11 protein-coding genes are annotated in these 11,106 nt (G+C 72.0%); all 11 read left to right on the forward strand.

All coding sequences use genetic code 11. The features are described from left to right. Positions 1 to 94 precede the first annotated feature (94 nt). Positions 95 to 1,024 carry an ABC transporter permease gene (locus AQJ58_RS21275; RefSeq protein WP_067252334.1) on the forward strand — a complete coding sequence of 310 codons (930 nt, stop codon included), beginning with the start codon at positions 95 to 97 and terminating at the stop codon, positions 1,022 to 1,024. Continuing rightward, a complete protein-coding gene (locus AQJ58_RS21280) occupies positions 1,017 to 1,805 on the forward strand; it encodes an ABC transporter ATP-binding protein (protein WP_067252335.1) in 789 nt (262 codons plus the stop codon). Before AQJ58_RS21275 ends, AQJ58_RS21280 begins: the two co-directional genes overlap by 8 nt. A 360-nt stretch (positions 1,806 to 2,165) precedes the next feature. Then, complete coding sequence (gene hpnC, locus AQJ58_RS21285; RefSeq protein ID WP_067252337.1) at positions 2,166 to 3,086, forward strand: squalene synthase HpnC; 921 nt, start codon at positions 2,166 to 2,168, stop codon at positions 3,084 to 3,086. After that, complete coding sequence (gene hpnD / locus AQJ58_RS21290) at positions 3,083 to 4,033, forward strand: presqualene diphosphate synthase HpnD (protein ID WP_067252339.1); 951 nt, start codon at positions 3,083 to 3,085, stop codon at positions 4,031 to 4,033. The genes hpnC and hpnD overlap by 4 nt, the downstream gene beginning before the upstream one ends. Beyond that, a complete protein-coding gene (locus tag AQJ58_RS45935) occupies positions 4,033 to 4,203 on the forward strand; it encodes a DUF6380 family protein (RefSeq protein WP_420712170.1) in 171 nt (56 codons plus the stop codon). Before hpnD ends, AQJ58_RS45935 begins: the two co-directional genes overlap by 1 nt. After that, positions 4,200 to 5,582, forward strand: a complete 1,383-nt coding sequence (hpnE, locus tag AQJ58_RS21295; RefSeq protein ID WP_067252340.1) for a hydroxysqualene dehydroxylase HpnE — start codon at positions 4,200 to 4,202, stop codon at positions 5,580 to 5,582. The genes AQJ58_RS45935 and hpnE overlap by 4 nt, the downstream gene beginning before the upstream one ends. A 74-nt stretch (positions 5,583 to 5,656) precedes the next feature. After that, on the forward strand, positions 5,657 to 6,721 hold the full coding sequence (locus tag AQJ58_RS21300; protein ID WP_079079085.1) for a polyprenyl synthetase family protein: 1,065 nt from the start codon (positions 5,657 to 5,659) through the stop codon (positions 6,719 to 6,721). A gap of 118 nt (positions 6,722 to 6,839) precedes the next feature. Next, entirely contained in the window at positions 6,840 to 8,966 is a 2,127-nt protein-coding gene (gene shc, locus AQJ58_RS21305) for a squalene--hopene cyclase (RefSeq protein ID WP_067252343.1), read from the forward strand. Further along, complete coding sequence (locus AQJ58_RS21310; protein WP_067252345.1) at positions 8,967 to 9,608, forward strand: phosphorylase family protein; 642 nt, start codon at positions 8,967 to 8,969, stop codon at positions 9,606 to 9,608. A 5-nt stretch (positions 9,609 to 9,613) separates the two neighbouring features. Then, entirely contained in the window at positions 9,614 to 10,636 is a 1,023-nt protein-coding gene (gene hpnH / locus AQJ58_RS21315) for an adenosyl-hopene transferase HpnH (RefSeq protein ID WP_067252346.1), read from the forward strand. Positions 10,637 to 10,640: 4 nt separating this feature from the next. Continuing rightward, positions 10,641 to 11,106 (forward strand): flavodoxin-dependent (E)-4-hydroxy-3-methylbut-2-enyl-diphosphate synthase (locus tag AQJ58_RS21320; RefSeq protein WP_159056282.1); only part of this gene is annotated, 466 nt, incomplete at its 3' end.

Consider the following 11,106-nt stretch of genomic DNA (forward strand, 5'->3'; position numbering starts at 1 on the left):
CTCGTCCCAGAGGGCTCCCGGCCGCACCGGGAGCCCCCCGGCTCATGCCGGCCCGGTCAAGGCCGTGCATCGCGAAGACGAAAGTTTCCTACTTGTGAGTGAGACAACGCATGACGGCGGAGTCGCGGTGAGCGCGCTTCCGTCGCCCGACGGGGGCCTGACGGCCGCCCAGCTGGCCGCCAAGTACGGGCTGGCCGTGAGCGGCGCCCGGCCCCCGGTGCGGGAGTACGTCCGCCAGCTCTGGGGACGCCGGCACTTCATCCTGGCGTTCTCCCGGGCGAAGCTGACCGCACAGTACAGCCAGGCCAAGCTCGGCCAGCTGTGGCAGGTGGCGACGCCGCTGCTGAACGCGTTCGTGTACTTCATGATCTTCGGCGTGCTGCTCAACGCCAGCAAGGGCATGCCGAAGGACGTGTACATCCCGTTCCTGGTCACGGGCGTCTTCGTGTTCACCTTCACCCAGAGCTCCGTGATGAGCGGGGTCCGGGCGATCTCCGGCAACCTCGGCCTGGTGCGCGCCCTGCACTTCCCGCGCGCCTCGCTGCCCATCTCCTTCGCGCTCCAGCAGCTCCAGCAGCTGCTGTACTCGATGCTGGTGATGTTCGTCGTCGTGATCGGCTTCGGCAGCTACCCGGACGCCTCCTGGGCGCTGATCGTGCCGGTGCTGGTCCTGCAGTTCGCCTTCAACACCGGACTGGCGCTGGTGTTCGCCCGGGCGGGCGCGAAGACCCCCGACCTCGCCCAGCTGATGCCGTTCGTGATGCGGACCTGGATGTACGCCTCCGGCGTGATGTTCTCCATCCCCGTCTTCCTCGCCGACAAGCCGCAGTGGGTGGCCAACGTCCTGCAGTGGAACCCGGCCGCCATCTACATGGACCTCATGCGCTTCGCGCTCATCGAGGAGTACGGCGCCGAGAACCTTCCCGACCACGTCTGGGCCGTCGCCGGCGGCTGGGCCCTGGTGCTCGCGGTCGGCGGATTCCTCTACTTCTGGAAGGCCGAGGAGAGGTACGGACGTGGCTGACCAGGTATCCGCACGGCACACCCCCACCGTCATCGCCGACGACGTGCACATCGTCTACCGCGTCAACGGCGCCAAGACGGGCAAGGGCAGCGCCACCGCCGCGCTGAGCCGGATGATCAGGCGGGGCTCCGGCGACGAGGCACGCGGTGTGCGCAAGGTGCACGCGGTCCGCGGGGTCTCCTTCGTCGCCCACCGCGGCGAGGCCATCGGCCTGATCGGCTCCAACGGCTCCGGCAAGTCCACCCTGCTGCGGGCCATCGCCGGTCTGCTGCCGCCGGAGAGCGGCAAGGTCTACACCGACGGCCAGCCCTCCCTGCTCGGCGTCAACGCGGCCCTGATGAACGACCTCACGGGCGAGCGCAACGTGGTCCTCGGCGGGCTCGCCATGGGCATGTCCCGGGAGCAGATCAAGGAGCGCTTCCAGGAGATCGTCGACTTCTCCGGCATCAACGAGAAGGGCGACTTCATCACCCTGCCGATGCGCACCTACTCGTCCGGCATGCAGGCCCGGCTGCGCTTCTCCATCGCCGCCGCCAAGGACCACGACGTCCTGATGATCGACGAGGCCCTGGCCACCGGCGACCGCAAGTTCCAGAAGCGCTCCGAGGAACGCATCCGGGAGCTGCGCAAGCACGCCGGCACGGTGTTCCTGGTCAGCCACAGCAACAAGTCGATCCGCGACACCTGCGACCGTGTCCTGTGGCTGGAACGCGGCGAACTGCGCCTGGACGGACCGACCGACGAGGTCCTCAAGGAGTACGAGAAGTTCACGGGCAAGTAGCGCGTGGCGACCGGGGCCCCGCCGGAACGGTCCGGTGGGGCCCACGTGTCTGCAAAGGAAGCGTCAACTCCGGTACCGCGTAGGAATCTTGACGCGAATCGGTGTGTTGTTGTGATCTGTGGGACACCCGCGCGGACCCCGCTGGTTGTACAACGTAAGCTGTGACAGGTCCCGAAACGCGTCAAGTGGGGCGATAATGCGCGACACCCTCGGTCGAGGCTGCCGCGCGGACAGCCGGGCGGCGTGTCCGAAATAGTGTGTCTTGGGTCGGCGGTGTAGAACGGGAGATGTGACGGCAATGGCTACGGAAACTCCCCAGCTCAAGGCAGTACGTGCCGTCCCTGCCCCGGGTAGTGAACGATGACGGCGCCGGTCGTGCCCCGCACCGGCGGTCCCGGACGCGGCACCCTCGACAAGGCCTCCGACGAGAACTTCCCGGTCGCCCCGTTCTTCCTCCCCCGCGCGTGGCGCGAGGACCTCATGGCCGTCTACGGCTTCGCCCGGCTCGTCGACGACATCGGGGACGGCGACCTCGCCCCCGGTGGCGCCGACGCCGCCCTCCTCGGTGTACCGGCCGCCGACGCCGAGGACCGCCTGCTCCTCCTCGACGCCTTCGAGGCCGATCTGCGCCGCGTCTTCGAGGGCTCCCCCGGCACCCCGGGAGGGCCCCGCCACCCCCTGCTGCGCGCCCTGCTGCCCACGGTCCGCCGCCACCGCCTCACCCCCGAGCCGTTCCTCGCCCTGATCGCCGCCAACCGCCAGGACCAGCTCGTCAAGCGCTACGAGACCTACGACGACCTGCTCGCCTACTGCGAGCTGTCCGCCAACCCCGTCGGCCGTCTCGTGCTCGCCGTCACCGGCACCGCGACCCCCGAGCGGATCCGCCGCTCCGACGCGGTCTGCACCGCACTCCAGATCGTCGAACACCTCCAGGACGTGGCCGAGGACCTCGGCCGCGACCGCGTCTACCTGCCCGCCTCCGACATGAAGCGCTTTCATGTGCGGGAGGCGGATCTCGCCGCGCCCACGGCGGGCGCCTCGGTGCGCGCCCTGGTCGCGTTCGAGGCGCAACGCGCCCGCGATCTGCTGAATGAAGGCGCCCCCCTCGTGGGTAGCGTCCAGGGCAGGCTGAGGCTGCTGCTCGCGGGATTCGTGGCGGGGGGAAGGGCGGCGGTCCACGCGATCGCCGCCGCCGAGTACGACGTCCTTCCCGGCCCGCCCAAGCCCGGCAAGCTCCGGCTGCTGCGCGAGGTGGGCGTGACCCTGCGAGGAGAGGGGTGATCCGGACCGTGGAGCCGTCACCGCACGTGTCCGCACCGGTACTCGCCGCCTACAGCTACTGCGAGACCGTCACCGGAGCGCAGGCCCGTAACTTCGCCTACGGGATCCGGCTGCTGCCCACACCGAAACGCCGCGCGATGTCGGCGCTGTACGCCTTCTCGCGCCGCGTCGACGACATCGGCGACGGCGCCCTGGAGGACAAGGTCAAGGCCGCCCGCCTGGAGGACACCCGCGCCCTGCTCGCCCGGGTCCGCCACGGCGAGGTCGACGAGGACGACACCGACCCCGTCGCGGTCGCCCTCGCCCACACCGCGCGCGTCTTCCCCGTCCCGCTCGGCGGCCTGGACGAACTGATCGACGGCGTCCTGATGGACGTACGCGGTGAGACCTACGAGACCTGGGACGACCTCAAGGCGTACTGCCGCTGTGTGGCGGGCGCGATCGGACGCCTCTCGCTCGGTGTGTTCGGTACGGAACCGGGGGCGCGCGGCGCCGAGCGCGCGCCGGAGTACGCCGACACCCTCGGGCTCGCGCTCCAGCTGACGAACATCCTGCGCGACGTCCGTGAGGACGCGGCCGGCGGCCGGACCTATCTGCCCGCCGACGACCTCGCCAAGTTCGGCTGCTCGGCCGGGTTCGACGGGCCGACGCCGCCCGAGGGCTCCGACTTCGCGGGACTCGTGCACTTCGAGGTGCGCCGGGCCCGCACCCTGTTCGCCGAGGGCTACCGGCTGCTGCCCCTGCTCGACCGGCGCAGCGGCGCCTGTGTCGCCGCCATGGCCGGCATCTACCGGCGCCTGCTCGACCGCATCGAACGCGACCCCGCCGCCGTGCTGCGCGGCCGGGTCTCGCTGCCCGGCCGCGAGAAGGCCTATGTCGCCGTGCGCGGACTGTCCGGACTGGACGCCCGGCACGTCTCCCGGCAGACCGTCAGGAGGCATGCCTGATGGGCGCCGTGGGCGACGCCGCGGGACGGGGTGCCGCCGCCGGGGAAACCACAGGAACCGACGGAAAGCGGCACGCAACCCTCCGCTGCGGCGCGGCGTCCCTGAGTGCGACCGCGGGCCGTGCACAGTTCACCTACCACGGCAGGGCGGCAGGGGAGGGTGCACGATGAGCGACGGACGGCACACGGTCGTCGTCGGCGGCGGACTCGCCGGCATCACCGCCGCGCTCGCGCTCGCCGACGCGGGCGTGCGCGTCACCCTGCTGGAGGGCCGCCCCCGCCTGGGCGGACTGGCCTTCTCCTTCCGGCGCGGCGACCTCACCGTGGACAACGGCCAGCATGTCTATCTGCGCTGCTGCACCGCCTACCGCTGGTTCCTCGACCGCATCGGGGGCGCCGCCCTGGCCCCTCTGCAAAATCGTCTCGACGTGCCCGTTGTCGATGTCGCGCGGCCCGCGGGACGCCGGCTCGGCAGGCTCCGGCGCGACGCCCTGCCGGTGCCCCTGCACCTCGGGCGCAGCCTCGCCACCTACCCGCACCTCTCCCTCGCCGAACGGGCCCGGGTGGGCCGGGCCGCGCTCGCCCTCAAGGGGCTCGACCTCGCCGACCCGGCGCTGGACGCGCAGGACTTCGGCAGCTGGCTGACCGCGCACGGCCAGTCGGCGCGCGCCGTCGAGGCCCTGTGGGACCTGGTCGGGGTCGCCACCCTCAACGCGGTCGCGGGCGAGGCCTCCCTCGCGCTCGCCGCCATGGTGTTCAAGACCGGACTGCTCTCCGACCCGGGCGCCGCCGACATCGGCTGGGCCCATGTCCCCCTGGGCGACCTGCACGACGGGCTGGCCCGCCGGGCGCTCGACTCCGCGGGCGTACGCACCGAGGTCCGTACCCGCGTCACCTCGCTCTCCCCGGAGGGCGACGGACGCTGGAGCGTCCGGGTCCCCGGCGAGACCCTCACCGCCGACGCCGTCGTCCTCGCCGTACCGCAGGGCGAGACCCACGATCTGCTGCCGGCCGGAGCGCTCGACGACCCGGGACGGCTGAAGGAGATCGGCACCGCGCCCATCCTCAACGTCCACGTCGTCTACGACCGCAAGGTGCTGGACGCCCCCTTCCTCGCCGCGCTCGGCACCCCCGTGCAGTGGGTGTTCGACCGCACCGACGCCTCCGGGCTGTGCGAGGGCCAGTACCTCGCCCTGTCCCAGTCCACCGCCCAGGACGAGATCGACACCCCGGTCGCCGCACTGCGCGCGCGCTACCTTCCCGAGCTGGAACGGCTGCTGCCCCGCGCGCGCGGCGCCGAGGTGAGGGACTTCTTCGTCACCCGGGAGCGCCACGCGACGTTCGCTCCCGCCCCCGGCGTCGGGCGGCTGCGTCCCGGCGCCCGCACCGAAGCCCCCGGCCTGTACCTGGCCGGAGCGTGGACCGCCACAGGGTGGCCCGCGACCATGGAGAGTGCGGTCCGCAGCGGCGTGAACGCGGCGGACGCCGCGCTCGGCGCCCTCGGCCGGCCCCGACCCCACCGGCTCTTCGCGTTCGAGGAGGCGGCCTGATGCTCGATCAGCACGGCTCGGCACACCCCCGCACCCCCTCCGGTACCGCAACAAGAGGAGAAACTGTGCCCACTGTGCCCCCGGCCTCGCCGGCCGCTCGCAGGACCGCGGTGGACGTGACCGCGCTCCTGGAGCGCGGCCGCACCCTGGCCACTCCGGTGCTCCGGGCGGCCGTCGACCGGCTGGCGCCGCCCATGGACACGGTCGCCGCCTACCACTTCGGCTGGATCGACGCCCAGGGCAACCCGACCGACGGCGACGGCGGCAAGGCGGTCCGTCCCGCCCTCGCGGTGCTCTCCGCCGAGGTGACCGGCGCCGCCCCGCAGACCGGGGTGCCCGGCGCGGTCGCCGTGGAGCTGGTCCACAACTTCTCGCTGCTGCACGACGACCTGATGGACGGCGACGAGCAGCGCCGGCACCGCGACACCGTCTGGAAGGTGCACGGTCCCGCCCAGGCGATCCTGGTCGGCGACGCCCTGTTCGCCCTCGCCAACGAGATCCTCCTCGAACTCGGCACCGCGGAGGCCGGCCGCGCCACCCGCAGGCTGACCACCGCCACCCGCGCCCTGATCGACGGGCAGGCCCAGGACATCTCCTACGAGCACCGCGACCGCGTCAGCGTCGAGGAGTGCCTGGAGATGGAGGGCAACAAGACCGGCGCCCTGCTGGCCTGCGCCAGCTCCATCGGCGCCGTCCTCGGCGGCGCGGACGAGCGCAGCGCCGACCGCCTGGAGAAGTACGGCTACCACCTCGGCCTGGCCTTCCAGGCCGTCGACGACCTCCTCGGCATCTGGGGCGACCCGGTCTCCACCGGCAAGCAGACCTGGAGCGACCTGCGCCAGCGCAAGAAGTCCCTGCCGGTCGTGGCGGCCCTCGCGGCGGGCGGCCCCGCCTCCGAGCGGCTCGGCGAGATCCTCGCCGCCGACGCCAAGAGCAGCGACTTCGCGACCTTCTCCGAGGAGGAGTTCGCCGCCCGCGCCGCGCTCATCGAGGAGGCCGGCGGCCGGGACTGGACCGCCGAGGAGGCCCGCCGTCAGCACACCGTCGCCATCGAGGCCCTGAACGCCGTGGACATGCCCGAGCAGGTGCGGGACCGGTTCACGGCGCTCGCCGACTTCGTCGTCGTACGAAAGAGATGATCACTATCGGTCGAATAGTCCTCGCGTAGTCGCCGGCCGGTGCCGCGAGGCGAGATGCGTACCGGCCGACGGCGTTCCCACAGCAGCACGACTCGCACGACTGCACGAAGGGGAAGCCATGACAGCGACGACCGACGGAAGCGCCGGGGCGGCCCTGCCGCCCCGGGCGGCCGCGGCCAGCGACACCGACATCACCATCCCCGTGGCGGCCGGGGGACAAGAAGCCGCCGCACGCGCCATGCGGCGCGCCACCGACTTCCTGCTCGCCCGCCAGGACCCCGAGGGCTGGTGGAAGGGCGACCTCGAGACCAACGTCACCATGGACGCCGAGGACCTCCTCCTCCGCCAGTTCCTGGGCATCCGCGACGAGGCCACCACCCAGGCCGCCGCCCGCTTCGTCCGGGGCGAGCAGCGCGAGGACGGCACCTGGGCCACCTTCCACGGCGGCCCGCCCGAACTGTCCGCCACCGTCGAGGCGTACGTCGCCCTGCGGCTGGCCGGTGACGCCCCCGACGCCCCGCACATGGCGAAGGCCTCGGAGTGGGTCCGCGCCCAGGGGGGCATCGCCGCCGCCCGTGTCTTCACCCGGATCTGGCTCGCCCTGTTCGGCTGGTGGAAGTGGGAGGACCTGCCCGAACTCCCGCCGGAGCTGCTGTACTTCCCGAAGTGGTTCCCGCTCAGCATCTACCACTTCGGCTGCTGGGCCCGGCAGACCATCGTCCCGCTCACCGTCGTCTCGGCGAAGCGCCCGGTGCGCCCGGCGCCCTTCCCCCTCGACGAGCTGCACACCGACCCCGACCGCCCCAACCCGCCGCAGCCCCTGGCACCCCTGTACACCTGGGACGGTCTCTTCCAGCGGCTCGACAAGGTGGTCCGCGGCTACCGCACGGTCGCGGTGCGCCGGCTGCGCAGGGCCGCCATGAACTCCGCCGCCCGGTGGATCATCGAGCGGCAGGAGAACGACGGCTGCTGGGGCGGCATCCAGCCCCCGGCCGTGTACTCGGTGATCGCCCTGCACCTGCTCGGCTACGACCTCGAACACCCCGTGATGCGCGAGGGTTTGAAGTCGCTGGACCGTTACGCCGTGTGGCGCGAGGACGGCTCCCGGATGATCGAGGCCTGCCAGTCACCGGTCTGGGACACCTGCCTCGCCACCATCGCGCTCGCCGACGCCGGTCTGCCCGCCGACCATCCCCAGCTCGTCAAGGCCGCCGACTGGATGCTCGGCGAGCAGATCGTACGGCCCGGCGACTGGTCCGAGCGCCGCCCGCACCTCCCGCCCGGCGGCTGGGCGTTCGAGTTCCACAACGACAACTACCCGGACATCGACGACACCGCGGAGGTGGTCCTCGCGCTGCGCCGGGTCCGCCACCACGACCCCGAGCGGGTGGAGCGGGCGATCGCGCGCGGGGTGCGCTGGAACCTCGGGATGCAGTCCCGGGGCGGGGGCTGGGCCGCCTTCGACGTGGACAACACCAGCCCGTTCCCCAACCGGCTGCCGTTCTGCGACTTCGGCGAGGTCATCGACCCGCCGTCGGCCGACGTCACCGCGCACGTCGTGGAGATGCTCGCGGTCGAGGGCCTCTCCGACGACCCGCGCACCCGGCGCGGGATCCGCTGGCTGCTGGCCGAACAGGAGCCGGACGGCTCGTGGTTCGGCCGCTGGGGCGTCAACTACGTCTACGGCACGGGCTCGGTGGTGCCCGCCCTGACGGCGGCCGGACTGTCCGCCCGCCATCCCGCGATCCGCCGGGCGGTCGCCTGGCTGGAGCGGGTCCAGAACGACGACGGCGGCTGGGGCGAGGACCTGCGCTCCTACCACGACCCCGCCCGCTGGAGCGGCCGCGGCGCCTCGACGGCCTCGCAGACCGCCTGGGCGCTGATGGCCCTGCTGGCGGCGGAGGAGCGGGACTCGCCGGCCGTCGAGCGGGGCGTCGCCTGGCTGGCCCGGACCCAGCGCGAGGACGGCTCCTGGGACGAGCCGTACTTCACCGGCACCGGCTTCCCCTGGGACTTCTCCATCAACTACCACCTCTACCGGCAGGTCTTCCCGCTGACCGCGCTCGGCCGGTACGTCCACGGGGAGCCGTTCGCCACGAGGACAGCCGCCGAGACGGCCTCCGCCGTGACCGGCCCCTCCGCCAGCGCCTCCGTGACCGCCTCCTCCGCTACCGCCTCCGCCGTGACCGCCGCCGCCCGGACCGCCTCCGCCGAGGCCGCTCCCGCCGAGGCCAAGGGAAGCTGAATGAGCACACCGCCCGTCCCGGCCCCGCTGCTGATCGCCTGCGCCCTCGGCATCGAGCACCTCGCCCTGCGCATGGGCGACCGCAGCGGGGCCGGCGGGCCCGTCACCGTCCTGCGCACCGGCATGGGGCCCAGGGCTGCCGAGCGCTCCGTCACCCGGGTCCTCGCCGACCCGGTGCTCGGCGGGGCCGTCGTGCTGGCCACGGGCTTCTGCGCGGGACTCGCCCCCGGCATGCACCCCGGCGACCTGGTCGTCGCCGAGGAGACCCGCGACCCGCGCGGCACCGTGCCCTGCGTGGGCACGGAACTGCTCGTCAAGGAACTCGTACGCACCCTGCCCGGGCGCACCGTCCACACCGGCCCCCTCACCGGCTCCGACCACGTCGTACGCGGTCATGAACGGGCCGATCTGCTGGCGACCGGCGCGATCGCCGTCGACATGGAGTCGGCGGCCACGCTCCTGAGCGCCGTGCGCGCGGACGGACGCCCGGTTGCGGCCGTCCGGGTGGTCGTGGACGCTCCAGAACATGAACTCGTCCGTATCGGCACGGTGCGCGGTGGAATATCGGCTTTCCGTGTCCTTCGTTCCGTCCTGCCTGCATTCTTCGAATGGCACCGTAATGTGCTGCTCCCCCGGAGGTGAGCCGAATGGCCATGCCGCTGCGCCAGTCCATCAAGGTCGCTACATATCTCGCTGAACAGAAGCTCCGCAAGCGGGACAAGTTCCCCCTGATCGTGGAGCTGGAACCCCTCTTCGCCTGCAACCTGAAGTGCGAGGGCTGCGGCAAGATCCAGCACCCGGCGGGTGTGCTCAAGCAGCGCATGCCGGTCGCCCAGGCCGTCGGTGCGGTCCTGGAGTCCGGTGCGCCGATGGTGTCCATCGCGGGCGGCGAGCCCCTGATGCACCCTCACATCGACGAGATCGTCCGGCAGTTGGTGGCCCGGCGGAAGTACGTCTTCCTGTGCACCAACGCCATGCTGCTGCGCAAGAAGATGGACAAGTTCACGCCCTCGCCCTACTTCGCCTTCGCCGTGCACATCGACGGGCTGCGCGAGCGGCACGACGAGTCGGTGGCCAAGGAGGGCGTGTTCGACGAGGCGGTGGCCGCGATCAAGGAGGCCAAGCGGCGCGGCTTCCGGGTCACCACCAACTCGACCTTCTTCAACACCGACACCCCGCAGACCATCATCGAGGTGCTGAACTACCTCAACGACGACCTCAAGGTCGACGAGATGATGATCTCGCCCGCCTACGCCTACGAGAAGGCCCCCGACCAGGAGCACTTCCTCGGCGTGGAGCAGACCCGCGAACTGTTCAGGAAGGCCTTCGCGGGCGGCAACCGGAGCAAGTGGCGGCTCAACCACTCCCCGCTCTTCCTGGACTTCCTGGAGGGCAAGGTCGACTTCCCGTGCACCGCGTGGGCGATCCCCAACTACTCGCTCTTCGGCTGGCAGCGCCCCTGCTACCTGATGAGCGACGGGTACGTGCCGACGTACCGGGAGCTGATCGAGAAGACCGACTGGGACAAGTACGGCCGCGGCAAGGACCCGCGCTGCGCCAACTGCATGGCGCACTGCGGTTACGAGCCCACCGCCGTCCTCGCCACCATGGGCTCGCTCAAGGAGTCGCTGCGCGCGATGCGCGAGACGGTCTCCGGGAACCGGGAGTGAGGCCGTGACCGCCGTCCCGCTGGGCGTCCCCGAGGTACCGGTCCGGCCGGTCGCCGCGCGGCGTGTGTCGCGGCGCATCCAGGTCGGCCCGGTGGCGGTCGGGGGCGGGGCCCCGGTGTCGGTGCAGTCCATGACGACGACGCGTACGTCGGACATCGGTGCGACGCTCCAGCAGATCGCCGAGCTGACCGCGTCCGGCTGCCAGATCGTCCGGGTGGCCTGTCCGACCCAGGACGACGCGGACGCGCTGGCGACGATCGCGCGGAAGTCGCAGATCCCGGTGATCGCGGACATCCACTTCCAGCCGAAGTACGTGTTCGCGGCGATCGAGGCGGGCTGTGCGGCGGTGCGGGTGAACCCGGGCAACATCAAGCAGTTCGACGACAAGGTGCGCGAGATCGCCAGGGCGGCGAAGGACCACGGCACCCCGATCCGCATCGGCGTCAACGCGGGCTCGCTGGACCGCCGTC

It is taken from the genome of Streptomyces sp. DSM 15324 (assembly GCF_001514285.1).
Taxonomy (GTDB): Bacteria; Actinomycetota; Actinomycetes; order Streptomycetales; family Streptomycetaceae; genus Streptomyces.